Raw genomic sequence first — 24,955 nt, 5'->3', positions numbered from 1 at the left:
TGTGTGACCTTGCTGCTTGGGTGGACAAACTGCGGAGGAAAGAATGGCCGGCAGGTCTTGGGAGATGTCGCGAAGAACGGCCGCAGGGGTGATTTTGGCCGCAGGAATGATGCCGCGCACCGCGCTGGCCAATGCGAGGTTTGACGCTTGGCGATCGCAGTTCAAGGCCCGCGCCCGCGCCGAAGGCATTCCGACGGCGGTGACACGTGCGCTGGATGGTGCGCGGTTTTTACCCGACGTGGTGCGGTCCGACCGCAAGCCTGCCGAAACCGCGCGATCCCTTGGAGACTATATTGCGTCGGCCGCATCGCCGCAGCGGATAAAGGCCGGTCAGGTGGCGATGTCCCGCTATCCCACGCTGCTTGGCCGGATCGAACAGCGCTATGACGTTCCGCGCGAAGTTATCGTGGCAATCTGGGGGATGGAAAGCAGCTATGGGGCCGTGCGCGGTTCTGCCTCGGTGCTGTCGACCCTTGCCTCGCTCGCCTTTGAAGGCCGCCGCCGCGAACTGTTTGAAAACGAGCTTCTGGCCGCACTGCAGATCCTTGCCTCCGGGGATGTGACGCAAACGCGAATGCGCGGGTCCTATGCGGGGGCGATGGGGCACACGCAGTTCATGCCCAGCTCGTTTCTGGAACATGCAGTGGACTTCAACCGCGATGGCCTGCGCGATATCTGGGCGGATGATCCGACAGATGCGCTGGCCTCGACCGCCGCGTATCTGCGCGCGAAAGGGTGGCGCAAAAGCCAGCCCTGGGGCTATGAAACACGCTTGCCAAATGGCTTTGACCTTTCGCAAACCGGCCGGGTGTTCCCGCGACGCTTGCGCGATTGGTCCGCCCTGGGCGTAACCCGGGCTGACGGAGGAAAGCTGAGCGGTTCATCCCGCGGCGCACTGATCCTGCCTGCGGGTCCGACGGGTCCGGTTTTCATGATCTTCGACAATTTCCATGTCCTCAAGACCTACAACTACGCCGACAGCTATGTCATCGGGGTGGGGCACCTATCCGACCGGTTGGCAGGTCGGGGCACCATTGTCGCAGATTTTCCCACCAACCCATGGGGGATGTCGAATGCTGAACGCCAAGAGCTCCAGAAACGACTGAATGCGCTGGGGTTTCAAGCAGGTCGCCCGGACGGGGTAATCGGCGAAAAAGGGCGTGCTGCGATCAGATCTTATGAAACCGCGCGCGGGCTGCCGGTCACGGGCGTTCCCAGCCCGGACTTGCTGGCGGTACTTCAGTAGCGACCTGACCAAACCGGTGGCAAGTGACAAGGTGATTGTTGAACACGCCGCAGGCTTCTAACCAAGCATAGACGATCGTTGGCCCACAGAATTTAAACCCAACCCCCTTCAGGTCTTTCGAGATCGTCTGGCTAAGCGCGCTTGAGGTTGGCACTTCGGCCTGCGTCGCATAACCGCCGACCAGCGGCTCACCATCGACATAGCTCCAGATCATATCCGAGAACGCCTGAGACCCGCCGAGGTCAAGAAAAGCCTGTGCGTTTCCGATTGTGGCCTCGATCTTGCCGCGGTGGCGGATGATGCCCGCGTTTCCCAAAAGCTGGTCAACCTCCGGGGCGCCCCAGCGCGCGATGGTCGCGGGGTCGAACCCGCCAAACGCCGCCCGGAAGTTGTCTCGTTTCTTAAGGATCGTGATCCAGCTTAGGCCAGCCTGAAACCCATCCAGGATCAGCTTTTCCCACAGGGCCCGCCCGTCATATTCAGGCACGCCCCATTCCGTGTCGTGATAGGCTCGATAAAGCGGATCATCACCACACCACGTGCATCTTTGCGGATTGGGTTGGGTGGACTGGCACATCGAAGAAAGAACCTTGAATTTAGTGAAAATTAAAAGTTTTACAGGTTGTTAGCATATTTGCGCAACGTTGCTTCTAGTTGGGACGGAGAATGGCGATGAACCACGGCCAGGGCAACTCGGATATGCAGAATACTGATTTCGGACCACAAGGCAGCCCCTTGTCGGTGGCAATTGCACAGCGCGACAGGGATGCTTTGAACCTTGTGCGCGAGGCGTTGCAGAAAAAGCGCGTGCGGTTGGCTTTTCAGCCTATCGTGCAGGCCAACTGTCCAGACCGGATGGCGTTCTACGAAGGCCTGTTGCGGGTGATGGACCCAACCGGGCGCGTGATTCCCGCCAAGGATTTCATCGACTCGGTTGAAGATACGGAAATGGGGCGCATGCTGGATGCGCTGGCCCTTGAAAAAGGGTTGGAGGCCTTGTCCTGTGAGCCCTCATTGCGCTTGTCGATCAATATGTCAGCTCGTTCGATCGGTTATCCAGGTTGGAAAAAGGTATTGGACAGGGGATTGCAAGACGACCCAACCGTTGCTGAACGACTGATTTTGGAAATCACCGAACGCACCGCGATCTCCTTGCCAGATCTTGTGCAGGTTTTCATGGCGGATATGCAGCGCAAGGGTATCAGCTTTGCACTGGACGATTTTGGCGCAGGTTACACGTCTTTCAAGTATCTCAAGGACTTCTACTTCGATATCCTGAAGATCGATGGTGATTTCATTCGCGGTATCCACGACAACGCCGACAACCAGATCCTTGCCGAGGCGATGATCTCGGTTGCCCGCCATTTTGACATGTTTACGGTCGCCGAAAGTGTCGAATCCTACGAAGACGCAGCATACCTGACTTCAATTGGGGTCGATTGCATGCAGGGCTACTATTTCGGCGCACCGACGCTCAGCCCATATTGGCAGAAGGTCGCCTGAAATATGTGCGCCAATTGACGCTACGTGACCGTCTGACTTGATTTCCTCTGCAATGCAGCACAGGATGCGCTCACCAAGGGATTGATGCAGCGCGCCCGCGCCCGCAGCTTGTGATTTACGGTCGCCGCCGCGCCATCGCATATCCCTATGACTGGAGGAAAAGGAACCAATATGACCAACGTCGTTATCGTATCCGCAGCGCGGACTGCCGTGGGCAGCTTCTCGGGCGCTTTTGCCAACACACCTGCCCATGATCTTGGCGCTGCGGTGCTTGAAGCTGTTGTGGAACGCGCCGGAGTCGACAAGAGCGACGTCAGCGAAACTATCCTGGGCCAGGTGCTTCAGGCTGGGCAAGGCCAGAACCCTGCGCGTCAGGCACATATCAATGCAGGCCTTCCCAAGGAAGCATCGGCTTGGGGCATCAACCAAGTGTGCGGATCTGGTCTGCGCACCGTCGCGCTTGGCGCTCAGCACGTGATGCTGGGTGATGCGGCGATTGTCGCCGCTGGCGGTCAGGAGAACATGTCGCTCAGCACCCATGTCGCGCACCTGCGCGCGGGTCACAAAATGGGCGATATGAAGTTCATCGACTCGATGATCAAAGATGGTCTGTGGGACGCCTTCAATGGCTATCACATGGGGCAGACTGCAGAAAACGTGGCCGAGCAATGGCAGATCACGCGCGAAATGCAGGATGAATTCGCCGTGGCTTCGCAAAACAAGGCCGAGGCGGCGCAAAAGGCTGGCAGGTTCGCAGACGAGATCGTTCCTTTTGTCGTGAAAACGCGCAAAGGTGACATCGTCGTCGATCAGGATGAATACATCCGCCACGGCGCGACGATGGAAGCCATGCAAAAGCTGCGCCCTGCCTTTACCAAGGATGGGTCGGTCACGGCGGCAAACGCTTCTGGGATCAACGATGGGGCGGCTGCCGTCCTATTGATGAGCGCGGAAGAGGCTGAAAGACGCGGCCTTGAGCCCCTTGCCCGGATCGCCTCATACGCGACCGCTGGCCTTGACCCCTCGATCATGGGTGTCGGCCCGATCCACGCCTCGACCAAGGCCTTGGCCAAGGCGGGGTGGAAGGCGCAGGATCTTGACCTTGTTGAAGCCAACGAAGCGTTTGCAGCGCAGGCCTGCGCGGTGAACAAAGAAATGGATTGGAACACCGACATCGTGAACGTGAACGGTGGGGCGATCGCCATCGGGCACCCGATCGGCGCATCGGGTTGCCGTATTCTGAACACGTTGCTGTTTGAAATGAAACGCCGTGATTCCAAGAAGGGCCTCGCGACGCTTTGCATCGGCGGTGGCATGGGTGTCGCGATGTGTCTTGAACGCCCCTAAGACCCGGCGCGGCTGACAAATGAAAAGGCGCCTTCGGGCGCCTTTTTTGGCGCGGGTCTTCTGCGGGTGCGAAATAAACCCAGTGCCGAACGGTGTATATTGCGCAATATTATTGCGCATGATGCCTGAAAAAGATAACAGAGTTTCTAGACCCAGAATCGAACGGAGGAAAATATGGCTCGAGTTGCATTGGTTACCGGTGGTTCGCGCGGCATTGGCGCGGCAATTTCAAAAGCTCTGCAGGCGGACGGTTATACTGTCGCGGCCACCTATGCAGGCAATGACGAAAAAGCAGCAGCTTTCACGAAAGAAACCGGCATCAAAACCTACAAGTGGAATGTCGCCAACTACGAGGACTCCAAAGCGGGTTTGGCTCAGGTCGAAGCCGATCTTGGACCAATCGAAGTGGTCGTGGCGAACGCCGGCATCACCCGTGATGCGCCGTTCCACAAAATGACGCCCGAACAGTGGCAGGAAGTGATTGATACGAACCTGACAGGCGTGTTCAACACGGTCCACCCGCTGTGGCCCGGTATGCGCGAACGCAAGTTTGGCCGTATTATTGTGATCAGCTCGATCAACGGTCAGAAGGGTCAGTTTGCACAGGTCAACTATGCCGCGACCAAGGCCGGAGATCTTGGGATCGTGAAGTCACTGGCACAGGAAGGCGCGCGCGCTGGGATCACTGCAAACGCGATCTGTCCGGGCTATATCGCAACTGAAATGGTCATGGCGGTGCCGGAAAAGGTCCGTGATTCGATCATTGCCGGCATTCCCGCCGGCCGCCTTGGTGAACCTGAGGAGATTGCGCGCTGCGTGACCTTCTTGGCCTCCGATGATGCCCAATTCATCAATGGCTCGACCATTTCCGCAAACGGTGCGCAGTTCTTCGTCTGACCCTGCGTGCGACATCAATCGGGGACCGGCCCGCGGGGTCGGTCCCTTTTTCGTGTCGGGGTTGCTGGCTGAACTGCACTTTCGGCTTTTTGTTTCGGCGAACTGCAAATAGTTTCGCGCAAGGGCGTTGCGGGCACCACTGGCACCGCGCAAATGTCGGGGGCAGGGTATGAACCGCAAACAGGCCACGCTTACGGGTTTTCTGGCCGTCCTGCTGTGGGCGCTTTTGGCATTGTTCACGGTAGGGTCAGCGCCCGTTCCCCCGTTCCAATTGTCGGCACTGACTTTTCTGATCGGCGGGAGCATCGGGCTGATCTGGATCACCAAAACGGGCGAGATTCGCCGCCTGGCCAGCATCGGCTGGCGGGTCTACGTGTTCGGCACCTTGGGCCTTTTCGGCTATCACGCCCTCTATTTCTCAGCGCTGCGCATGGCGCCCGCTGCTGAAGCGGGATTGATCGCTTATCTGTGGCCATTGATGATCGTTCTGTTTTCGGGCCTGTTGCCGGGCGAGCGGTTAAGACCCCTTCATGTGGCAGGCGCAATCGTGTCGTTCATTGGCGCGGCAATCCTTGTTCTGGGTGGCGCGGCTGGCTTCGACATGCAGGCGTTGCCTGGGTATGGGCTGGCATTTTTGTGCGCCCTGACCTGGTCAGGCTATTCGGTGCTGTCGCGGCGTTTGGGCGATACACCTACCGCATCGGTAGTTGTGTTTTGCTTTGCAACCGCCACGCTGGCTGCGGCTGCCCATATTCTTTGGGAAGACACCTCTTGGCCGCAGGGTGCGCTGGGCTGGGCATCGGTGCTTGGACTGGGCCTTGGTCCCGTGGGGCTGGCTTTCTATGTCTGGGACATCGGCGTGAAGCGTGGCGACATTCAACTTTTGGGTGTCGCAAGCTATAGCGCGCCCCTATTGTCCACGCTCGTGCTGATACTTGCTGGCGTAGCAGACCCACACCCCTCTCTGCTCTTGGCCGGAGGGTTGATCACGTTCGGCGCTCTGATGGCGGCGCGGGCCAGCTCGGTTCGTGATGAACAGACCTGACCCGGTAGGTTCACTTTCAGGCGGTTGCGAGCCGCTCAATTTCTTCCTTGAGCTTGAGTTTCTGCTTCTTCAGCTCTGAAATTTCAAGATCGCTGCTGCCCGGCGCGCGCTGCGCTGCCTCGACTTTTTCAGAGAGAACCTCGTGTTTCCTCCGCAGCTCTTCAAGATGCGAACTCATGCTCATGGGCGTTCCTCCTATAGTGTGATTAGACATCTTCAGTGCACCACAAAAATGGATGCTTGTCACGGGGTGGATGCTGCTGAATGGCGAAAAGTCGCAACAATCCAGGCGACCATACGCCAGCGAATGTTTACCACAAGGGCAACGCCATTCCGTCGCGCAATATAGCGGACACCTCGGGCGTGTAGTGGTCCCGGTCCGCTTCGTGGGTGGCACCTTCATGCAAGATCAGCGGGGCTGCCAAACGGAACGCCCCGCGCCCCCCCTTGCGGGCCTGCACCAGAACAAGCGTGGCCGCCCGACCATTGCGCGGGCACAGCGGTTTGACCAAAACGGACCCAAGCCGGTCATCCATGGCGCGCATCACTTCTGGCAATCGCTCGGCGTTCTGGACCAGCGTGACATAGCCGCGCGGCTTCAACCGGCGCGTCGCCTGATCCAGCCATTGCACCAGTGGCGTATCCTCGCCCATCGCGCCTTCGCGATGCGTGTCAGGCGATGCTGTTCCACGCGCGCGCAGAAAATAGGGTGGGTTCATAATGACATGATCGAAACTGTCTTCGCGCAGCGCATGCGGCATATCCGCCAGATCGCCGTGATGTATTGCCATGTCGATGCCGTTGTCTTTTCCGTTCAGCCGGGCAAGGTCGGCATACAGCGACTGACGCTCCAGACCGACAAGCCGCAGCCCGTCGACCCGTTTGCCCAGACACAGCGACGCAGCGCCGGCACCGCAGCCAAGTTCAAGCACTGACTGACCGGGTTCGGCGGGAACTGCGGCTGCCAAAAACACCGGGTCCACACCGGCGCGGTAACCCGTTACGGGTTGTGACACGGTCAACTGCCCGCCCAAGAAAGCGTCACGGGTCAGATTGGATGTGGCGTGTGTCATGCTATCCCTCGAACTCAATCCCCAGATCGCGCAGAACGGCGCGGGCCCTGTGCAGGTCTTGTTGGCGAACCATAAGGCGTCGAGGTAAAATTCCTATTGATCCTTCCAGCGCGCTCATATGGACGTCCATCGCAAAGCAGTCTATATCCTCGCCCTCAAGAAGGGTTGTGACAAAGGGGATCAAAGTTGGGTCTGTTGTCCGAAGAAGCTCTTTCATGTTTCTGGACTTAAAGGCAGACCCGTGCCTTTGTCGAGCCGGATGACGGGACTGTTGACGGGAAGGTGATGATGCTGATCGAAGCTGCACATAAACCGCACGAACGCTTGGGTGCGCATCTTGAAACAGAGATGGCTGCGGTGAACGCGTTGATTCGCGATCGGATGGCGTCAAAGCACGCTCCTCGCATCCCGGAAGTCACCGCGCATCTGGTCGATGCAGGCGGCAAGCGTCTGCGCCCGATGCTGACGTTGGCGGCGGCAAAGATGTGCGGCTATCAAGGCCCCTACCACATTCATTTGGCGGCGACGGTTGAATTCATCCACACGGCGACGCTGCTGCATGATGACGTGGTGGACGAAAGCGGCCAGCGCCGTGGGCGGCCAACGGCGAACTTGCTGTGGGACAACAAGTCAAGCGTGCTGGTCGGCGACTACCTTTTCTCGCGCAGTTTTCAGTTGATGGTGGAAACCGGCAACCTTCGGGTGCTCGACATCCTGGCCAATGCCTCGGCCACGATCGCCGAGGGTGAAGTGCTACAATTGACCGCCGCGCAGGACTTGGCGACGGATGAGGCAATTTATCTTCAGGTGGTGCGAGGCAAGACGGCCGCGCTGTTTTCAGCCGCGACCGAGGTGGGGGGCGTTATCGCAGGGGCCAGTGAGGCCCAGGTTCAGGCGCTGTATGCCTATGGCGACGCGCTGGGCGTGTCGTTCCAGATTGTCGATGATTTGCTGGATTATTCTGGTGGCGATGCAATCGGCAAGAACCTTGGCGATGATTTCCGCGAACGGAAGCTGACCTTGCCGCTGATCAAGGCGGTTGCCAAAGCCAATACCGAAGAGCGTGCTTTCTGGTCGCGCACGATCGAGAAGGGGCGCCAGCAAGATGGTGATCTTGACCATGCCCTGACCCTTCTGAAAAAGCACGGCGCGCTTGACGCAACACGGGCTGATGCGCTGGCTTGGGCGGCCAAGGCAAAGGCGGCCCTGACAGAGCTTCCCGACGATCCAATCCGTGACATGCTGCATGATATCGCAGATTACGTGGTGGCGCGGATCAACTAAGCCGGGTCGCTTCAATCCACCAATCAGGGTGCGATTTCGCCAGAAGAAGGGCTGCGTCTTGCGCGGCCTTTTCTGTTTCAAAAAGGCCAAAACAGGTTGCGCCGGACCCGGACATGCGGGCAAGGCGCGCCTTGGGCAATGCCGCCAGGGCGCCCAATACGTTCGCGATGACAGGGGCTAGCGAGATCGCCGGGGCTTCAAGATCGTTGCGTTGTGTCGCCAGCCAATCAATGAAAGCGCGCGTTTTCATGCCTTGCGGCAGGCGCTTTGGCATGGGTGGCTTGGACGGGTCGCCCAGGGCTCCGAAAACTGCAGGGGTCGGCACCTCGATACCGGGGTTGGCAAGAACCGCGAACAGCGGCGGAAGACCCGGGCAGGGCGTGACATCATCGCCAATGCCGCGCATCCGTGCTGCTTGGCGCATCAGGCACACACGCAGGTCGGCGCCCAGATCCGTGACGCCAACAGGAAGGCGGGCATCACCAATGATGTCGGACAAAGCCAGGATAGTTGCAGCCGCGTCCGAGCTGCCACCCCCGATCCCCGCGGCCGAAGGCAGGTGTTTGGACAGGATGATATGAACCGGAATGCCAAACAGATCCGCCGCCCGTGCAACAAGGTTTGACCTATCCGTGGGCACGCCTGCGGCCCGTGGCCCGGTCACCTCTAACAGGTTTTGTTTTGCGGGCATAACCGTCACCCGGTCACCTACATCGGCAAACAATACAAGGCTGTCCAGCAGATGATAGCCATCTTTGCGTCGCCCCGTGACATGCAGCGTCAGGTTCACCTTTGCCGGGGCAAAAACCTTGGCAATTGTCATTCGGGTTGGTGCAGGGGCGCGGCCCCTTCGTCTGCCAGAACCGCATCAAGCCCGACAGCCAGTTTGCGGCGCACGCGGTCTGGGTTCATCTCGGTCAGGTCGGTGTCGTCGGTGACGAAGCTCAGCGCGCGGCTCCATTGAAACCGGGCTTCGCGTTTGCGGCCGACGGCCCAATAGGTGTCGCCCAGATGGTCGTTCAGGATCGGATCGACGGGCATGAGTTCGACGGCACGTTCCATGTGCTGCACCGCTTCGTCATAGCGCCCCAGCCGGAACAGCACCCAGCCAAGGCTGTCCACGATGAACCCGCTATCGGGGCGGGCTTCGACCGCGCGTTCGATCATTGACAAAGCTTCGTCCAGATTGATGCGTTTTTCGACATAGGTATAGCCAAGGTAATTCAGCACCGCCGGTTGTTCCGGACTCAATTCCAGGGCCTTGCGAAAATCAGCCTCGGCCGCGGGCCATTCGCCGATCTTTGTCAGTGCGATGGCGCGCTGGAAATAGGTGGCCCATTGCCCCGGCAGTTCCTGCGTAAACGCACCGATTGCGTTGTCATAGGCCGCCCGCGCTTCGTCGAAGCGATCTTGTTGCATCAAGGTATCACCCAAGGCGACGCGAAACCGGGGCGTTTCGGGGTAGTCATCAGCCAAGGCGCGAAGCTCCTCCGTCGCCTCCTCCAGTTTTTCCCAGCGGCGCAGCACATCGGTGCGTCCCAAAGCGGCCTGCGGGTAGGCCACGCTGTCTTTCGGGATGCGCGCATATGCCTCTAACGCGAGGTCATAGTGTTCCATACTTTCAAGAAGTTGTGCCGAAAGAAGCAGCGCGCCTTCCTGATCCGGGTTCAGGTGTTCGGACACGCGGTTATAGAGCAAAACGACGGTGGGATCGGCCCCAGAGGCAAGGCTTTCTGCAAGGGCAAACATAAGCTCGGCAATGCCGTCTTTTGGCGTTTGAATGCCAGAAAAGGCGATCACTTCGCGCGCTTCCAACCGGGCTAAAAGATCTTCGACCTCAGCGTCCCGCGTTTCTCCGGAATTGGCCTTAAGCAACTCGACCGCGTCATCGTGGCGATCCAACTGGCTCAGGATCTGTGCATAGGAAATGATCCCGCGCCGGTTCAGTTGAAGCGGCCCGTCTTCGCCGCCGAAGATTTTCGCGGCACCTTCGAAATCGCCAACATGGGCCAGCGCCAGCGCCTTTTGAAACAGCGCGAAGGACCGGCTGCCTTCGTCCGAGGCCAGTTCATCGAAGATCGTCAGCGCCTGCGACATACGCCCCTCGCCAAGGCTGGCCCAAGCAGAAATCATCGCGTCGATCATTGGCGCGATCGACGCCTTGCCATTCAAAAGTTCAGTCGCCTCGTTCCAGTTCTCAGCCTGGATCGCATCGGCCAGAAGGACCAGACCGGCCAACTGGTTGTCAGGGCTCAGACCCGCCAATCGCCGCGCGAAGGGGATGGCCTTGTCGATCTCGCCCAATGCCGTGTGCGCAACAACAAGCCCCTCTATGATATCAAGACGCTCTGCATCTTCTGCCAAGGCGCGCGTGCCGTATTCCACAACGCGCGGATAGTCGCCCGCCAGATCTGCGTGACGCGCCGCCAGATAAGACCCGGCAGTGTTATCTGCTTGCGACGCCGTGGCGGTCAGCGCGAAGACGCTGGCGGTCGCAACAAGGGTGGCGCCAATCTGACGGGCAAAGAACAATCTTAGGGGCGTCACGGGCAACTCTCTTCTTCAATTGTCCCCGCAAGTGTCGGGGGTTGGTCGGAACCTAATCGGCGCGGACCCTGAAAACAATGAGGGGCAGCGCTTCGCCACCCCTCACAATCGCGTTTTTCGCCGATTTAGCCTTACATATTCGGGTAATTCGGCCCGTCGCCCCCCTGTGGGACAGTCCAAGTGATGTTCTGGCTGGGATCTTTGATGTCACATGTTTTGCAGTGAACGCAGTTTTGGAAGTTGATGACAAAGCGCGGATCTTTGCCGGCTTCCTCGACCACTTCATAGACACCAGCCGGGCAATACCGCTGCGCGGGTTCGTCGAACTCCGGCAAGTTGACGGAGATCGGCAGATCAGGGTCAGCAAGCTTCAGGTGGCAGGGCTGGCTTTCTTCGTGGTTGGTGGCCGCAAAGCTGACATTGGTCAAACGGTCAAAGCTAAGCGTGCCATCGGGCTTGGGGTAGTCGATGACAGGGAAGTCAGCGGCTTTGCCCGTAGCCTGCGCATCGTTCTTGCCGTGCTTTACTGTCCCGAACGGTGAGAAGCCGAAAAGGGATTGCACCCACATGTCAAAGCCGCCCAGCGTCAAAGAGGCCGCCAGACCGAGTTTCGACCACAAGGGCTTTACGTTACGGACCTTTTTCAGGTCTTTGGCAATATCGCCGGTGCGCAGTTCTGCTTCATATTCGATAAGATCGTCGCCCGCGCGACCTGCCTTGATGGCTTTCACGGCAGCCTCGGCGGCGGCCATGCCAGACAGCATCGCGTTATGGTTTCCCTTGATGCGCGGCACGTTGACCAGCCCGACCGAACACCCCAGCAGCGCGCCGCCGGGGAACGAGGCCTTCGGCATCGATTGATACCCACCTTCGGAAATGGCACGCGCGCCGTAGGCCACGCGCTTGCCGCCTTCAAGTAGCTTGGCGATTTCCGGGTGGTGCTTGAACCGTTGGAATTCCATGTAGGGATAGACATGCGGGTTGCGGTAATTCAGGTGCACCACAAAGCCGACATAGACCTGGTTGTTTTCAAGGTGATAGATAAACGACCCGCCGCCCGCGTTTTTGCCAAGCGGCCAGCCCATCGTGTGGGTGACGGTGCCTTCGCGGTGCTTTGCGGGGTCGATTTCCCAGATTTCCTTCATGCCAAGGCCGAATTTCGGCGCGTCTCGACCCGCTTGCAGGTCATATTTGGCGATGATTTCCTTGGCCAGCGATCCGCGCACACCTTCCGAGATAAAGACGTATTTGCCGTGCAGCTCCATCCCCGGTTCCGTGTTAGGGCCGTAAGATCCATCTGGCTCCAGCCCGAAGACGCCAGCGACGACGCCCTTCACTTCACCATTGTCGCCGAAAACCAGATCGGAACACGCCATGCCGGGGAAGATTTCGACCCCCATCTCTTCGGCCTGTTCCGCCATCCAGCGGCACACATTTGCCATCGAAACGATGTAGTTGCCGTGGTTGCTCATCAAAGGCGGCATGGGCCAGTTGGGCACACGCAAATGACCGGCGGGGCCAAGCACAAGGAAGTTGTCTTTCTTGACGGGCACGTTCAACGGCGCGCCCCTTTCTTTCCAGTCCGGCAGCAGCTTGTTTAGCCCGCAAGGGTCCAGCACCGCGCCCGACAAGATATGCGCGCCCACTTCCGAGCCTTTTTCCAACACGACCACATTCAGGTCTGCATCCAGCTGCTTCAGGCGGATCGCTGCCGACAGGCCAGCGGGCCCCGCGCCCACGATGACCACATCGTATTCCATGCTTTCGCGTTCAATGGTGCTCATTTTCTTTTCCCCGGATGGTCCGTTTCGCAAGATCGTTAGCTTGGCACATCGTGCGGGTCAATTGCGACACGGCGTTACAATAAGACGTTACAGGCGATTTTGGGCGATTCCGCTTGTGTTTGCGCTGACATTTGGTCAAGCGGTTCGGATGACGCCTACCCAAGGTCGCCTCAAACAAGATCGTTGCAAATTCCGCGCGTTTGCTAGATTTTCGGCTCAGCCGGGTGCATTGCGCGCGAGTGGCGACCAGATAAGACGATAGCAACCCTGCCAATGCCTGCCGTGCAATGGCCACTTGAACGACGAAAAAGATTTCATGGACAAGATACCGCTGACCCGCGCGGGCCACACCGCGCTGAATGACGAATTGAAATTCCTCAAATCCGAGGAACGCCCAGCCATCATCAAGGCAATTGCCGAAGCGCGCGAGCACGGCGATCTGTCCGAGAATGCTGAATACCACTCTGCCCGCGAAAAGCAGAGCTTCATCGAAGGCCGGATCAAAGAGCTTGAAGGCACTTTGTCACTGGCCGAAGTCATCGACCCCACGACCCTGTCTGGCACCGTGAAGTTTTCGGCGACCGTCTCCATCGTTGATGAAGACACGGACGAAGAAAAGACCTATCAGATCGTCGGGGAACCCGAAGCGGATATCGAAAGCGGCAAGCTTAATATCAAGTCGCCTTTGGCGCGCGCCCTGATCGGCAAGGAAGAAGGCGACAGTGTTGAAGTGCGCACCCCAGGTGGCGAGAAGGCTTATGAGATCCTGAAGATCGAATGGATTTGATCGAATGGCTCAGATGAGACAGGCAAGATGAGCGCAAACCCGAAAAATGATGCCTCCAGCTTGGGGACGGGCCGTGTCGGCACACAGAACACGCAGGTCCCATCGCTGAGCGCGGGCGAGGTGATCGGCCTTGTGCTGTCTGCGTTGTGGCTGGTCGGTTGTGTGCTGTTTTTTCTTGTGATGGGGGTCGGCGAAGGTAGCCCCGGTGGTCTTTCAGACCCGTTGCGATTTGTCATGACAGTGGTGGCGATCGTGATGCCGGTCGCGGTGATCTGGGTTGCTGTCGCGGCAATGCGGTCGGCCCGGATCATGCGCGAAGAAAGTGCGCGGCTGAAATCTGCGATTGATGCGATGCGGTCGGCCTATATCCAGCAACAGCAGGGTTTCGGCGGCACGCCGGCGCAGGCCTCGAAGGTGGAACAAAAGCTGGAAGAGATCGCGCAGGTCAGCCGCAAGACGGAAACCGCGCTGACGACCTTCACGTCGATCCGGCCCGGCATGCCGACTTTGGCCAACCCGACGCCCTTGCAAGGCAACCCCGCCATTTTGCCCGTGAAACAAGCCGAAGCAGGTGCGGACCAGACCAGCCTTGCCCTTGGCACCCCGCTAGAGGACATAGCCCCCCCACTGTCGATCGAAGACTTCATCCGCGCGCTCCATTTTCCCGAGAACGCCGAGGATGCAGATGGGTTTCGCGCCCTGCGCCGTGCGCTTCAGGACCGTCAGGTGGCAGGCTTGGTGCAGGCCTCGCAAGATGTGCTAACGCTGTTGTCGCAGGATGGCATCTATATGGATGACCTGCGCCCCGACCGTGCCCGTCCGGAGATCTGGCGGAAATTCGCAACCGGCGAACGGGGTCGCAGCGTTGCCGCTTTGGGCGGCGTGCGCGACAGGTCCTCGCTGGCGCTCAGTGCGGGTCGGATGAAGAAAGACCCGATTTTCCGGGACGCAACGCATCACTTTCTGCGCCGTTTTGACCAAACCTTTGCGGAGTTTGAAAAGAACGCCTCGGACGCGGATATCGCAGCGCTGGCCGACACGCGCACCGCGCGGGCCTTCATGTTGCTGGGGCGCGTGGCAGGCACCTTCGACTGAACCACGCCCGACCGTCCGCAGGCCACAAGGTCAAGCGCGCTTGCGCCTCAGGCCCAGAAACCCAACACCATAGCCAAGCAGTGCCAGTGCGGCGCTTAGGCCGACGAAGCCTGCAATGGTCGGGACAGACAGGCCCCAGATCAGAACCGAACCCACAAACGTTGCCACCATCGCCAGCGCCACCGCGCCGACCAGCCAAACGGCAGCTCCAAGGTCGCCACGGTGGCGCCCGCGCATCATGCGACGCAAGGCGTGGACCATGCGGCCCACATCAGCCTGCATGGCAACCAGCGCAGGCACGACCACCAGAACCAGCACCATACCAAACCCCAACCCATAGGTCAGTGTGATCACGGTAGGTTTCAGAAACTGCGCCTGTCGCGATTGCTCGTAAAGCAGGGGGCCTAGTCCCAGAACGGTTGTCATCGTGGTCAGCATCACGGCCCGCAAACGGTCCGCTGCCCCGTCGATGATCGCGGGCACGAGCCCTCGATCGCGGGCATACTCGTCGATCGTGGTCACAAGAACGATGGAATCGTTGATGATGATCCCCGTCATGCCGATCAATCCCACGACCGAGAACATGGACAAGGGCACCCCCCAATGAACGTGGCCGACAATGGCCCCGACCAGACCAAATGGAATGATCGCCATCACCACCAGCGGTCGCGTCCAGCTTGAGAAGATCCAGGCGAGCGTCAGAAAGATGCCCAGAAGCACAAGGATCAGGCCGGTGCGCGCATCGGTCATGAACTCTTTTTGTTGCTCTGCCAACCCGCCCAGTCGGAATGAAATGCTATGGTCCTGCGCAAGCGCGGGCAGGATCTCGGTTTCGATGGTGCGTTGGATTTCTTCGGCGCGGGCCGGATCACCTTCGTCAATGTCGCCGGTGACGCTGACCAGACGAATGCCGTTTTCGCGCTGCACGCTGGCAAATCCGGTGCGCGAGCGGACCGATACAAGGTCCGACAGGTTCACATAGGCGCCCGCGTCGGTGCGCAGTTGCGTGCGCTCAAGGAAATCAGAGGTCAGTTCGTTATCGGGCAGTTGGACGCGGATCTCGGCAGAGCGGGTGCCATCGGGATAAGAGGCGGCCTCGACCCCGTTCAGGCGGTTGCGCAGCACGCGGCCCAACCCGTCGATGGTGAACCCAAGCGCCTGACCTTGCGCGGTCAGATCCAGGATCAGCTCTTCCTTGTCATAGGCCAGGCTATCCTCAAGCGCCGAGATTTCGGGGAAAGCCACCAGTTGCGTCTTTAACGCTTCGGCAGCCGCTTTCAGTTGGTCCGAGCTGGCGCCGTAAAGATCGACATCCAGACTGTCACCCCCCGGCCCATAGCGCGACCCTCGGAACGACAGCACCTCTAGCAACGGATGATGGGCGACAGCCTCTTGCAGCGCGCCGACAAAGGCGAACGAGCTATAGGGGCGCAGGTCCGCGTCGATCAGCTCGACCGAGATCGAACCAAGAAGATCGGTGTCTTTCGCGTCCACGCCCGACAAGCCGCGCCCGGCATTGCCCCCGATCTGGGCCAGAGCGTGGGCAACAGGGCTGCGGCCATATTCTGCCTCATAAGTCGCGGCGGTGTCTTCCACGGCATCTTGCAAAATGGCCATCATCTCGCGGGTGTCTTGCTTGGTCGCGCCGGACACCATGGCGAAATTGCCGGTTACAGAGGACTGTTCAGGAGCGTTGAAAAAGCGGAAGGTCAGGTCGCCACGAATGAAGATCGAGGCTTGGCTTGCCAAGATCAGGATGGTGGCGGCCATCACAGGATAGCGCGCCTTGATGACAAACCCGATCAGCGGTCGGAATGCATGGTCGCGCACCCAGCGAAAGCCCTTGTTGACCTGACGTGATGGCCAATCATACCAGTGCTCTTTGGCGGTGTGGGTCAGCGCGTGCGCCATGTGGTGCGGCAAGATCAGGAAGCATTCCACCAGCGACGCGGCCAACACCACGATCACCGTAAAGGGAATGTCGGCGATCATGTCGCCAAACCGGCCGCCGATTGCCGTCAGCCCGAAAAAGGCGATGACGGTGGTCAACGTTGCAGAGAATACCGGCGGAAACATACGCTGAGCGGCGTTTTCGGCGGCGTTGAAGGGGGATTCGCCCAGCCGCCGCGCCCGGAAATCGGCATGTTCGCCCACAACAATGGCGTCATCCACAACGATGCCCAGTGTGATGATCAGCGCGAACAGCGAAATCATGTTCAGCGTCAGCCCCGACATATACATCAAGAAAATCGCGGTGGTCATCGCCACCGGAATACCAGCGGCAACCCACAGAGCGGTGCGCGCGTTCAGAAACAAAAACAGCAGCAAAAGCACCAGCGTCAGACCCTGAAGGCCGTTTTCAAGCAACATCTCAAGCCGGGCGGTGATCAGGTCCGAGCGCGTGCGCACGAGCGAGATTTTCACCCCCTCGGGCAGGCTGGCCAGCATTTCGGTGCGGATCTCTTCGACAATTTCCTGCATGCGGATCGCGTCGCCCTGTGCCGAGCGTGACACATTCAACGCAACCGCCGGATCGTCGCCGACGAAATAGGACCGGTCGCGGTCAACACCTTCCACCAGCACTTGCGCGACATCGCCAATGGTCAGGTTCGACCCGTCCGGGTTCGGGCGCAGCACGATCGCCTCGATCTGATCCACGTTGCGTTTGGCGATCCCGGTGCGCACGCGTGCCGCCCCCGATGCAACATCGCCTGCCGGATCAGCCGAGACCTCGCCTGCGATGGCTGCGCCGATCTGGGCCATCGTCACGTCATGTTTGATCAGCGAGGTTGAGGTCACCTCGATCACCGTTCGTGGTGCTGCAACCCCACGGATCCCCGTGCGTGTCACACCGCGTTCAAACAGGCGAATGACCATTTCATCCGCGAAACGGCCCAACTGTTCAATACCGACCGGACCCGAGATGACCACATCCGTCACACTGTCGCGCCATGCGCCGCGTCGCACTTGGGGGATGTCGGCGTCTTCGGGCAAGTCCGTCAGTTCATCCACCGCCGCCTGCGCATCATCAGCGGCCCGGCTGACATCCCAGCCGGGTTCGAATTCCATCGTGATGCTGGCACGCCCTTCAAAAGCGCGCGAGTTGACGCTTTCGACGCCTTCAACGGCCAGCAAGGCGGGTTCCATGATCTGGACAATCGCTTCGTCCACATCCTCGGCCCCGGCGCCTTGCCAGTTGGTGGTGATCGATACGCTTTCGATCACCACGTCGGGAAAGAACTGCGCACGCATTTTGGGATAGGAAAGAAGCCCCAGCGCCAAGAGCACCACCAAAAGCAAGTTCGCCAAGGTGGCGTGACGGGTGAAATAGGAAAGAAGGCCCAGACCGCGTCCCATTGCTTATTGCCCCATCCGGCTTTCAAGCCGTTCCAGCGTTTCTGCGGGCAATATGCCCTTTTCCAACTGTTCAAGAATGCGGTCACGCGCCGCTTCGGGCATCCGCGAGCTGCCTTGGACGAAACTGCGCAACAACGCCACACGGTCAGGATCAAGCGAGACCATCTCGGCTTCGGCTTCGGCTTCGGGGGCGATTCCGACCCCCTGACGCACGGGGCGGATGCGGATACCTGCCCCAAGGGCCGGATTGCGTTCCGTGACAACTTCGCGCCCTGCAAGACCGGGTGCGCGAATGATCACATCATTGCCTTGGCGTCGCAAAAGCTCGACTTTTGCCTGCTCCAACCGATCCTCCTCGCCCAGCACAAGCACCTCGTTCTGCGCATTCAGGGCTGACGCGGGCAGGCGGATACTGTTTGGCAAGGCGGGCTCGGTGGCTTCGACGGTCACAAAATCGCCGGGCCGCAGACCGGGGGCCGGGGCCAGTGTGGCAAAGATCAGCCGCCCGGTTTGCCCGTCCCCGACATCGGCGCTCTCACGCGCGATCTGTCCCTTTGTGGTCAGGTTCACCCCGGTGGCATCCAGCCGCACAGTGACCGAGGTTGTGGCCAGCGCGCCGTCATCCCCAAGCAGGCGCGCATATTGCGCCGCCGACACGCGAAAGCTGACCTCTAGGTTGGTTGGATCGATCAGTCGTGCCAGTTTTTCATTCGCGGTCACAACGCCGCCACGCAGAACGCTGACATCAGCCAGCGTCCCGGCAAACTCTGCGCGAATCTCGGTTTCGGCCAACCGACGTTCGGCTTCGTTCAATGCGATCTCGCGGCGCGAAAGCGTGGCCTCGGCGGTTGATACGCGCGCTTCGGCTGTGATCACGGCTTGTCGCTTGGACAGCACCACCTGCTGCGCTGCCGATGCAGCAAGGGCGGCTGTTTCCACGGCTGCCTCTGTGCCGACGCGACGCTGGACCAGATCTTTCTGACGGGTCAGCGCGGCTTCGCGCAGGTCGGCCTGCCGCCGCGCGTTGGCCAGATCGTCGCGCGCCAGTTCAAGCGCCGCGGTGGCGTCGCGCAGCTCGGCTTCGGCCTGCGTCAGGTCGGTTTTGGCCAGATCAAGGGCGGCCTGAAAATCTGTCGGATCAATGCGCAACAACAGCTGTCCGGCCTGCACCCGTCCGCCATTTTCAAACCCCTCGGACAAATCGACCACAGTGCCGCCTGCACGCGCGCGCAGATCGAGCGCCCTTCGCGATGCAAGCTCGCCATGGGCTGACATGATCGGGGTAAGTGTTTCGGGTGTGATCGTGACCAGGTTGGCGGAAAACACGCGCTCGCGGGCCGAAGGTTCGGCGCTGTCACGTTCGGCACGGGCTTTAAAGGCCGAGTTGACCATGCTGACGGCGATGGCCAGAAGGCCGATGGTGGCGGCCAAAAGGAAAAGCCCTGTTAGGCTTCGGCCCAGAAATCGCATGCTGTCACTCCGTCTTGCACTTCGCGCATCCTGACCGCCCCGTGAAACCGGGGCAAGAGGCGCATGGTCACAGGTTTGGCATGTCCCGACCTGCAAGTTTGTTACGCTTCATACGCGTTGGTGGATCATTTCCGTCGTTTGTGTTCGTCCAAACGGGGAAAAATTTCGACGAAGTTGCACGGCATGTGGCGGTAGTCCAACTGGTGAACCAAAATGTCGTCCCATGCGTCCTTGCACGCACCGGGGCTGCCGGGCAGGGCAAACAGATAGGTGCCATTGGCCACGCCGCCAGTGGCGCGGCTTTGCACCGCAGAGGTTCCGATCTTGTTCATCGAAATGATGGTGAACACCGTCGAAAATGCCTCGATCTCCTTTTCATAGACATCGCGATGCGCTTCGACCGAGACATCGCGCCCCGTTAGCCCGGTGCCGCCGGTGGAGATGACCACGTCAATGTCGGGGTCCAGCGACCAGGCGCGCAGTTGATCCGCGATGTCGCCGCGTTCATCGCGGACAATCATTCGGTCGGCAAGAATGTGGCCCGCGTCCTCCAGCCGGGCGACCAAAGTGTCGCCGGATCGGTCCTCGTCCAACTTGCGCGAGTCAGAGACCGTCAGCACGGCGATACGCACCGGAATGAAGTCACGGGTGGCGGCGGCGTCGGGCGTGATGTGGGACATGTGTTGATCCTAACTAAGTGAAATCCAGTTGGGCGTGGGGCCGAGGTTCCAAACCTGCGTCGTGCCGATGTGGCCGCGTGCACCCCAAGCGTCGTGGATATGACCGCACAGAAGCCACTTCGGTGACAAACGCTTCGCCGCATCCAGCACCGCATATGATCCCAAAGCCCCAAATTCAGAGTGCTGATCAGCCACGCCGTTTGGTGGCGAGTGAGAGATCAGGATATCGGCGTGCTCAATCGGGGATAGCATCGCATGCGCCTCGTTTTCGGTCAGGTCAAATGACTTCCACGGAATCGAAGGGGGTGGCGGAATGGCGCCGCCGATGCCTGCGATGGTCACGTCGTCAATCGTGATCGTTTCACCGTGCAAGATGGTCACGTCGCTGCCCGCAAAGGCGGCGCGCAGTTCGGTATCGGTTTCGTTGTTGCCGGGCACAAATACGGCCCGCGCGCCCCAATTGGCGAATGGGGCGACAAATTCAGCCAGCCCTTTGCGCTGATGGGCGTAATCACCCAAGCCAAGGATCAAGTCCGCGTCTTCAGCCGCCTTGAGCAAGTTTTTGGCCGCCAGCGTGCTAAGATGTAGGTCAGAAAAGGCGAGGATCTTCATTCCAAGTCTCGCAGCTTGGCCCGAATGGACAGAAGATCCGCCCAAGCCTCGCGTTTGGCGACAGGGTTGCGCAGAAGATAGGCCGGGTGCGTCATCGGCATGACGGGCTTGCCCCAACCCTGATCCCAGTTGCCACGCATCCGCAGGATGCCCTTGCGCCCCAACACCGTCTGACACGGCGTGTTGCCCATCAGGACCAGCAGGTCCGGCGCAACCAGTTGCACGTGGCGTTCCAGAAAGGGTGTCATCATCGCGATTTCGTCTGCGCTGGGGTCGCGGTTGTTGGGTGGGCGCCACGGCATGACGTTGGTGATATAGATCGCATCTTTCGACAGGGGGGCGTCGCGCCCCATGCCGATCGCGGCAAACATCTTGTCCAGAAGCTGCCCGGCGCGCCCGACGAAAGGCTTGCCCGCGATATCTTCGTCCCGGCCGGGTGCCTCGCCGATGATCATCACGCGGGCGGCGGGGTTGCCATCAGCGATCACCGTATTGCGCGCCCCGCGCTTCAACTCGCAGCCTTCGAAGGCCTCGATAGCGCTGCGCAATGCCTCCAGATCACCGGCCGCCGCCGCCGCCTGTTTTGCCAATGCGACATGGTCCGCTTGGGGTGCAGCGGTTTGTTTCGTCGGGGTCGCAGAAGCGGGGCTATCTGGCGACACTTTCACGGGTTTCGGCGGGGTTGGTTCCAGCGCATAGCGGTCAACTGGCTCATCCCCGATCGCGTCTACCGCGCCCAGTTCGATATACCACTCCAGAAGCGCCTTCGCGCTATGCCAGTCTTGTGCCGATTCCATGCCGCACAGCCTAAGTGCGCGCGCGAGGAAGGTAAACGATCTGTTGTGCCAATCAGACGCAGAAGGGATGGACGCGCCCGCCCCCCGATCCTATAAGCACCTAACCACAGGACGGAGGCCCAAATGACATTCCGCCAACGCCATCTTTTGGGGATCGAACAGCTTCACCCCGAAGAGATTAAAACCGTTCTTGATCTGGCCGACAGCTATGTGGATCTGAACCGCTCTGCGCAGAAACGATCTGACGCTCTGGCCGGGCTGACGCAGATCAACATGTTCTTCGAAAACTCCACCCGCACGCAGGCCTCGTTCGAGATTGCGGGCAAGCGTCTGGGTGCGGACGTGATGAACATGGCAATGCAGGCGTCGTCGATCAAAAAAGGCGAGACGCTGATTGATACGGCGCTGACACTGAACGCGATGCACCCGGATTTGCTGGTGGTGCGTCACCCCCATTCGGGCGCGGTAAACCTGTTGGCCGAAAAGGTGAACTGCGCGGTTCTGAACGCAGGTGACGGCAAGCACGAACATCCCACGCAGGCGCTGTTGGATGCATTGACAATCCGGCGCGAGAAGGGGCGGCTGCATCGCCTGACCGTGGCCATATGCGGCGACATCGCCCACAGCCGAGTGGCGCGCTCCAACCTGATCCTGCTGGGCAAGATGGAAAACCGCGTGCGCCTTATCGGCCCACCAACGCTGATGCCGTCCCAAATCGACCAGTTCGGGGTCGAGGTCTATGACGACATGGAAGAGGGTCTGAAAGATGCCGATGTCGTGATGATGCTGCGTCTTCAGCGTGAACGGATGGACGGCGGGTTCATCCCATCCGAACGCGAATACTATCACCGCTTCGGGTTGGACGCTGAAAAGCTGGCCCATGCCAAACCCGACGCTATCGTCATGCACCCCGGTCCGATGAACCGTGGGGTCGAGATTGACGGCACCATTGCAGACGACATCAACCGGTCGGTCATTCAGGAGCAAGTCGAAATGGGCGTCGCCGTGCGCATGGCCGCAATGGACCTTCTGGCCCGCAACCTGCGCGCCGACCGTGCCGCCAAGCCCGAGGGTGTCTATGTCTGAGCATGACTTCGAACTGGAACCCCGTTTGGAAAGCCAGACCGGCCCTGCGCTTGAGTCGGGCGAGCGGCTGATCGAAAGCTTCTCCGGCAACCTGACCACCTATGTGAAAGAGCACGTCTTGCTGGCTGCGCTGGGGTCCGTTCTGATGTCTGGCATCCTGATCTATATGGGCAATCCCCATGCCTGGACCGGTGTGGTCGGGGCCGTCGCCGCCATCGCCGTGCGCGGGGTCTATGTGGCGCGCGAACAGGTGGGGTTCACATGGTATCTGACAAACCGGCGGCTGATTGGACCGGGCAATCGAACCATCCTGCTGGGCAATATCGCCAAGGTGAACACCATATTCTCGGCCGCTCAGGTGGTGACGACGATGGGCGACAAATACATGATGAAATACCAGGCCGACACCAAGGCCACCCAAGCCGCGATTGACCGCGCGCGGGGCGTGATGGGGGACACTGTATGACAACGACTTTCACCAATGCGCGCCTGATTGATCCTGAGATGGACACGGACGCGCTGGGCAGTCTGACCATCGAAGACGGTGTGATCTCGGGTGTAAATGCGGGCGAGGATGGCACCGTGATCGACTGCGGCGGCAAATGCCTTGCGCCCGGTATCGTCGATATCGGCGTGAAAATCGGCGAACCCGGCGAACGTCACAAGGAAAGTTTCCGCAGTGCGGGGCTGGCGGCGGCAGCGGGGGGCGTCACGACGATGGTGATCCGGCCCGACACGACGCCAGCCGTCGACACGCCCGAAACGCTGGCCTTTGTCGCGCGTCGGGCAAGCCAGGTGGCGCCAGTGAACGTGCATTCCATGGCCGCACTGACCAAGGGCCGCGCAGGCCGCGAAATGGTTGAGATGGGGTTCATGCTGGACGCAGGCGCGGTGGCCTTCACCGATTGCGACCATGTCGTCACCGACAACAAGGTGTATTCCCGCGCGATGACCTATGCGCGCAGCCTGGGCGCGTTGATCATCGGCCACCCGCAAGACCCGAACATGTCGAAGGGGGCCGCCGTGACCTCGGGCAAGTTCGCCAGCTTGCGCGGCTTGCCAGCGGTCAGCCCGATGGCCGAACGGATGGGGCTGGAACGCGATTTGGCGCTGGTCGAGATGACCGGCGTCGCCTACCACGTCGACAACCTGTCCACAGCGCATGCGTTGCCAGCTTTGGAACGGGCCAAGGCGGCGGGGCTGGATGTGACCGCCGGGGTCAACATTCACCACCTGACGCTGAACGAGCTGGACGTGGGCGACTATCGCACCTTCTTCAAGGTCAAACCCCCGCTGCGGTCGGAAGATGACCGGCTGGCGATGGCCGATGCCGTGGCGACAGGTTTGATCGACATTATCTCGTCCATGCACACCCCGCAGGACGAAGAAAGCAAACGCTTGCCGTTTGAAGAGGCCGCGTCGGGCGCAGTCGCGTTGGAAACCCTACTGCCCGCTGCTATGCGTCTGGTCCATGCCGGGTTGATTGACCTGCCGACGCTCTGGCGGGCTGTTTCGTTGAACCCCGCGCGCCGCTTTGGTCTGCCGGGCGGAGAACTGACACAAGGCGCGCCCGCAGATCTGGTTCTGTTCGACCCCGACGCCCCTTTCGTGCTGGACCGGTTCAAACTGAACTCGAAATCCAAGAACACGCCGTTTGACGGCACGCGGATGGAGGGGCGCGTGCTGGGCACATGGGTCGGTGGCGAACGCGTGTTCGGAGGTGACGATGCCTGAGCTGATCACCTCGCTGCCCGTGCTCGCGGTGGTCGCGGCCTTGGGTTACCTTCTCGGCTCGGTGCCCTTTGGCATCGTCATGGCGCGCCTGTTCGGGCTGGGCGATTTGCGCCAGATCGGGTCAGGCAACATCGGAGCGACGAACGTGCTGCGCACCGGGAACAAGCCTGCCGCCTTGCTGACGCTACTGGGGGATGCAGGCAAGGGGGCGGCAGCGGCGTTGATTGCGCGGGCGTTGTTTGCGGATGATGCGGCACAGATCGCAGGTTTCGCGGCTTTTCTGGGCCATTGCTTCCCCATCTTTCTGGGCTTCAAGGGCGGTAAAGGGGTCGCCACTTGGCTGGGCACGATGCTGGCGCTGGCATGGCCCGTCGGGCTGGCTGCCTGTGCCACATGGCTTGTGGTCGCCCTGCTGTTTCGCATTTCGTCGCTGGCGGCACTGGCTGCTGCTGCACTGTCTCCGATCTGGGCGATATTGCTGGGCCTTACGAGTTACGCAGTTCTGTCAATCGCACTTGCATTGTTGATTTTCATCCGCCATCGCGCGAACATTGAACGACTGATTGCCGGGGATGAACCCCGCATCGGGGGAAAAAAATAGCCCGGACAGG

At 60.1% G+C, this 24,955-nt stretch carries 24 protein-coding genes; 12 read left to right on the top strand and 12 right to left on the bottom strand.

Annotated elements, in window-relative coordinates; translation table 11 throughout:
• Positions 1 to 64: 64 nt before the first annotated feature.
• Positions 65 to 1,246, top strand: a complete 1,182-nt coding sequence (locus tag Q0864_RS09320; RefSeq protein WP_298568425.1) for a lytic murein transglycosylase — start codon at positions 65 to 67, stop codon at positions 1,244 to 1,246.
• Here Q0864_RS09320 and Q0864_RS09315 read toward each other — a convergent pair.
• The gene (locus Q0864_RS09315) at positions 1,203 to 1,823 is read right to left on the bottom strand and encodes a DNA-3-methyladenine glycosylase I (RefSeq protein ID WP_298568422.1); all 621 of its coding nucleotides are present in this window, start codon (positions 1,821 to 1,823) and stop codon (positions 1,203 to 1,205) included. The genes Q0864_RS09320 and Q0864_RS09315 overlap by 44 nt on opposite strands.
• A gap of 95 nt (positions 1,824 to 1,918) precedes the next feature.
• Here Q0864_RS09315 and Q0864_RS09310 point away from each other — a divergent pair, with 95 nt between their 5' ends.
• The 4 genes from Q0864_RS09310 to Q0864_RS09295 all read left to right on the top strand — a co-directional run bounded on the left by Q0864_RS09310 (position 1,919) and on the right by Q0864_RS09295 (position 6,038).
• Positions 1,919 to 2,749, top strand: coding sequence for an EAL domain-containing protein (locus Q0864_RS09310; protein WP_298568419.1), 831 nt, complete (start codon positions 1,919 to 1,921; stop codon positions 2,747 to 2,749).
• Positions 2,750 to 2,920: 171 nt separating this feature from the next.
• Positions 2,921 to 4,096, top strand: coding sequence for an acetyl-CoA C-acetyltransferase (locus tag Q0864_RS09305; RefSeq protein WP_298568416.1), 1,176 nt, complete (start codon positions 2,921 to 2,923; stop codon positions 4,094 to 4,096).
• A gap of 174 nt (positions 4,097 to 4,270) precedes the next feature.
• Positions 4,271 to 4,993: an acetoacetyl-CoA reductase gene (phbB, locus tag Q0864_RS09300; protein ID WP_298568413.1), complete on the top strand. Its 723-nt coding sequence runs from the start codon at positions 4,271 to 4,273 to the stop codon at positions 4,991 to 4,993.
• A gap of 169 nt (positions 4,994 to 5,162) precedes the next feature.
• The gene (locus Q0864_RS09295; RefSeq protein WP_298568410.1) at positions 5,163 to 6,038 is read left to right on the top strand and encodes an EamA family transporter; all 876 of its coding nucleotides are present in this window, start codon (positions 5,163 to 5,165) and stop codon (positions 6,036 to 6,038) included.
• A gap of 16 nt (positions 6,039 to 6,054) precedes the next feature.
• Here Q0864_RS09295 and Q0864_RS09290 read toward each other — a convergent pair whose 3' ends face one another.
• From Q0864_RS09290 to Q0864_RS09280, 3 genes are all read right to left on the bottom strand, one after another.
• On the bottom strand, positions 6,055 to 6,222 hold the full coding sequence (locus Q0864_RS09290; protein WP_298568407.1) for a DUF465 domain-containing protein: 168 nt from the start codon (positions 6,220 to 6,222) through the stop codon (positions 6,055 to 6,057).
• Between the two features lie 127 nt (positions 6,223 to 6,349).
• Positions 6,350 to 7,111 carry a methyltransferase gene (locus tag Q0864_RS09285; protein WP_298568404.1) on the bottom strand — a complete coding sequence of 254 codons (762 nt, stop codon included), beginning with the start codon at positions 7,109 to 7,111 and terminating at the stop codon, positions 6,350 to 6,352.
• A 1-nt stretch (position 7,112) separates the two neighbouring features.
• Positions 7,113 to 7,328 carry a DUF2007 domain-containing protein gene (locus Q0864_RS09280; RefSeq protein ID WP_298568401.1) on the bottom strand — a complete coding sequence of 72 codons (216 nt, stop codon included), beginning with the start codon at positions 7,326 to 7,328 and terminating at the stop codon, positions 7,113 to 7,115.
• Between the two features lie 68 nt (positions 7,329 to 7,396).
• Here Q0864_RS09280 and Q0864_RS09275 point away from each other — a divergent pair, with 68 nt between their 5' ends.
• Positions 7,397 to 8,395, top strand: coding sequence for a polyprenyl synthetase family protein (locus Q0864_RS09275; RefSeq protein WP_298568398.1), 999 nt, complete (start codon positions 7,397 to 7,399; stop codon positions 8,393 to 8,395).
• On the opposite strand, the gene Q0864_RS09270 is transcribed toward Q0864_RS09275, so the two are convergent.
• The 3 genes from Q0864_RS09270 to Q0864_RS09260 form a co-directional block, all read right to left on the bottom strand.
• The gene (locus Q0864_RS09270; protein ID WP_298568395.1) at positions 8,388 to 9,218 is read right to left on the bottom strand and encodes a 4-(cytidine 5'-diphospho)-2-C-methyl-D-erythritol kinase; all 831 of its coding nucleotides are present in this window, start codon (positions 9,216 to 9,218) and stop codon (positions 8,388 to 8,390) included. The two genes, Q0864_RS09275 and Q0864_RS09270, sit on opposite strands and share 8 nt — an antisense overlap.
• Positions 9,215 to 10,942 (bottom strand): tetratricopeptide repeat protein, encoded by a 1,728-nt coding sequence (locus tag Q0864_RS09265; RefSeq protein ID WP_298568392.1) that lies wholly within the window; start codon positions 10,940 to 10,942, stop codon positions 9,215 to 9,217. The genes Q0864_RS09270 and Q0864_RS09265 overlap by 4 nt, the downstream gene beginning before the upstream one ends.
• A 131-nt stretch (positions 10,943 to 11,073) precedes the next feature.
• On the bottom strand, positions 11,074 to 12,726 hold the full coding sequence (locus tag Q0864_RS09260) for an electron transfer flavoprotein-ubiquinone oxidoreductase (protein WP_298568389.1): 1,653 nt from the start codon (positions 12,724 to 12,726) through the stop codon (positions 11,074 to 11,076).
• Between the two features lie 316 nt (positions 12,727 to 13,042).
• On the opposite strand from Q0864_RS09260, the gene greA reads away from it, so the two are divergent.
• On the top strand, positions 13,043 to 13,513 hold the full coding sequence (greA, locus tag Q0864_RS09255) for a transcription elongation factor GreA (RefSeq protein ID WP_298568386.1): 471 nt from the start codon (positions 13,043 to 13,045) through the stop codon (positions 13,511 to 13,513).
• Positions 13,514 to 13,540: 27 nt separating this feature from the next.
• The gene (locus tag Q0864_RS09250) at positions 13,541 to 14,608 is read left to right on the top strand and encodes a hypothetical protein (RefSeq protein WP_298568385.1); all 1,068 of its coding nucleotides are present in this window, start codon (positions 13,541 to 13,543) and stop codon (positions 14,606 to 14,608) included.
• A 30-nt stretch (positions 14,609 to 14,638) separates the two neighbouring features.
• Here Q0864_RS09250 and Q0864_RS09245 read toward each other — a convergent pair whose 3' ends face one another.
• The 5 genes from Q0864_RS09245 to Q0864_RS09225 form a co-directional block, all read right to left on the bottom strand.
• Positions 14,639 to 17,965: an efflux RND transporter permease subunit gene (locus Q0864_RS09245; protein ID WP_298568382.1), complete on the bottom strand. Its 3,327-nt coding sequence runs from the start codon at positions 17,963 to 17,965 to the stop codon at positions 14,639 to 14,641.
• Positions 17,966 to 17,968: 3 nt separating this feature from the next.
• Positions 17,969 to 19,435, bottom strand: coding sequence for an HlyD family efflux transporter periplasmic adaptor subunit (locus tag Q0864_RS09240; protein ID WP_298568380.1), 1,467 nt, complete (start codon positions 19,433 to 19,435; stop codon positions 17,969 to 17,971).
• A gap of 125 nt (positions 19,436 to 19,560) precedes the next feature.
• Positions 19,561 to 20,115, bottom strand: coding sequence for a molybdenum cofactor biosynthesis protein B (moaB, locus tag Q0864_RS09235; protein WP_298568378.1), 555 nt, complete (start codon positions 20,113 to 20,115; stop codon positions 19,561 to 19,563).
• Positions 20,116 to 20,124: 9 nt separating this feature from the next.
• Positions 20,125 to 20,727, bottom strand: a complete 603-nt coding sequence (locus Q0864_RS09230; protein ID WP_298568376.1) for a metallophosphoesterase — start codon at positions 20,725 to 20,727, stop codon at positions 20,125 to 20,127.
• Entirely contained in the window at positions 20,724 to 21,524 is an 801-nt protein-coding gene (locus Q0864_RS09225; protein ID WP_298568374.1) for a uracil-DNA glycosylase, read from the bottom strand. The genes Q0864_RS09230 and Q0864_RS09225 overlap by 4 nt, the downstream gene beginning before the upstream one ends.
• A gap of 123 nt (positions 21,525 to 21,647) precedes the next feature.
• Here Q0864_RS09225 and Q0864_RS09220 point away from each other — a divergent pair, with 123 nt between their 5' ends.
• From Q0864_RS09220 to plsY, 4 genes are read left to right on the top strand one after another with little or no spacing between them, the layout of a single operon-like run.
• Positions 21,648 to 22,610, top strand: a complete 963-nt coding sequence (locus Q0864_RS09220; protein WP_298568372.1) for an aspartate carbamoyltransferase catalytic subunit — start codon at positions 21,648 to 21,650, stop codon at positions 22,608 to 22,610.
• Complete coding sequence (locus Q0864_RS09215) at positions 22,603 to 23,076, top strand: hypothetical protein (protein ID WP_298568369.1); 474 nt, start codon at positions 22,603 to 22,605, stop codon at positions 23,074 to 23,076. The genes Q0864_RS09220 and Q0864_RS09215 overlap by 8 nt, the downstream gene beginning before the upstream one ends.
• Positions 23,073 to 24,344, top strand: coding sequence for a dihydroorotase (gene pyrC, locus Q0864_RS09210; protein WP_298568366.1), 1,272 nt, complete (start codon positions 23,073 to 23,075; stop codon positions 24,342 to 24,344). The genes Q0864_RS09215 and pyrC overlap by 4 nt, the downstream gene beginning before the upstream one ends.
• Positions 24,337 to 24,945, top strand: a complete 609-nt coding sequence (plsY, locus tag Q0864_RS09205) for a glycerol-3-phosphate 1-O-acyltransferase PlsY (RefSeq protein ID WP_298568363.1) — start codon at positions 24,337 to 24,339, stop codon at positions 24,943 to 24,945. The genes pyrC and plsY overlap by 8 nt, the downstream gene beginning before the upstream one ends.
• Positions 24,946 to 24,955: the final 10 nt, after the last annotated feature.

It is taken from the genome of uncultured Aliiroseovarius sp. (assembly GCF_947497285.1).
GTDB lineage: Bacteria > Pseudomonadota > Alphaproteobacteria > Rhodobacterales > Rhodobacteraceae > Aliiroseovarius.
This window is presented reverse-complemented; position numbering and strand designations above follow the sequence as displayed.

Bases quoted from the DNA above. Each gene is read 5' to 3' on its own strand.
- Q0864_RS09320 (WP_298568425.1), top strand. From the start codon at position 65: ATGTCGCGAAGAACGGCCGCAGGGGTGATTTTGGCCGCAGGAATGATG.
- Q0864_RS09315 (WP_298568422.1), bottom strand. From the start codon at position 1,823: ATGTGCCAGTCCACCCAACCCAATCCGCAAAGATGCACGTGGTGTGGT.
- Q0864_RS09310 (WP_298568419.1), top strand. From the start codon at position 1,919: ATGAACCACGGCCAGGGCAACTCGGATATGCAGAATACTGATTTCGGA.
- Q0864_RS09305 (WP_298568416.1), top strand. From the start codon at position 2,921: ATGACCAACGTCGTTATCGTATCCGCAGCGCGGACTGCCGTGGGCAGC.
- phbB (WP_298568413.1), top strand. From the start codon at position 4,271: ATGGCTCGAGTTGCATTGGTTACCGGTGGTTCGCGCGGCATTGGCGCG.
- Q0864_RS09295 (WP_298568410.1), top strand. From the start codon at position 5,163: ATGAACCGCAAACAGGCCACGCTTACGGGTTTTCTGGCCGTCCTGCTG.
- Q0864_RS09290 (WP_298568407.1), bottom strand. From the start codon at position 6,222: ATGAGCATGAGTTCGCATCTTGAAGAGCTGCGGAGGAAACACGAGGTT.
- Q0864_RS09285 (WP_298568404.1), bottom strand. From the start codon at position 7,111: ATGACACACGCCACATCCAATCTGACCCGTGACGCTTTCTTGGGCGGG.
- Q0864_RS09280 (WP_298568401.1), bottom strand. From the start codon at position 7,328: ATGAAAGAGCTTCTTCGGACAACAGACCCAACTTTGATCCCCTTTGTC.
- Q0864_RS09275 (WP_298568398.1), top strand. From the start codon at position 7,397: ATGATGCTGATCGAAGCTGCACATAAACCGCACGAACGCTTGGGTGCG.
- Q0864_RS09270 (WP_298568395.1), bottom strand. From the start codon at position 9,218: ATGACAATTGCCAAGGTTTTTGCCCCGGCAAAGGTGAACCTGACGCTG.
- Q0864_RS09260 (WP_298568389.1), bottom strand. From the start codon at position 12,726: ATGAGCACCATTGAACGCGAAAGCATGGAATACGATGTGGTCATCGTG.
- greA (WP_298568386.1), top strand. From the start codon at position 13,043: ATGGACAAGATACCGCTGACCCGCGCGGGCCACACCGCGCTGAATGAC.
- Q0864_RS09250 (WP_298568385.1), top strand. From the start codon at position 13,541: ATGAGCGCAAACCCGAAAAATGATGCCTCCAGCTTGGGGACGGGCCGT.
- Q0864_RS09245 (WP_298568382.1), bottom strand. From the start codon at position 17,965: ATGGGACGCGGTCTGGGCCTTCTTTCCTATTTCACCCGTCACGCCACC.
- Q0864_RS09240 (WP_298568380.1), bottom strand. From the start codon at position 19,435: ATGCGATTTCTGGGCCGAAGCCTAACAGGGCTTTTCCTTTTGGCCGCC.
- moaB (WP_298568378.1), bottom strand. From the start codon at position 20,115: ATGTCCCACATCACGCCCGACGCCGCCGCCACCCGTGACTTCATTCCG.
- Q0864_RS09230 (WP_298568376.1), bottom strand. From the start codon at position 20,727: ATGAAGATCCTCGCCTTTTCTGACCTACATCTTAGCACGCTGGCGGCC.
- Q0864_RS09225 (WP_298568374.1), bottom strand. From the start codon at position 21,524: ATGGAATCGGCACAAGACTGGCATAGCGCGAAGGCGCTTCTGGAGTGG.
- Q0864_RS09220 (WP_298568372.1), top strand. From the start codon at position 21,648: ATGACATTCCGCCAACGCCATCTTTTGGGGATCGAACAGCTTCACCCC.
- Q0864_RS09215 (WP_298568369.1), top strand. From the start codon at position 22,603: ATGTCTGAGCATGACTTCGAACTGGAACCCCGTTTGGAAAGCCAGACC.
- pyrC (WP_298568366.1), top strand. From the start codon at position 23,073: ATGACAACGACTTTCACCAATGCGCGCCTGATTGATCCTGAGATGGAC.
- plsY (WP_298568363.1), top strand. From the start codon at position 24,337: ATGCCTGAGCTGATCACCTCGCTGCCCGTGCTCGCGGTGGTCGCGGCC.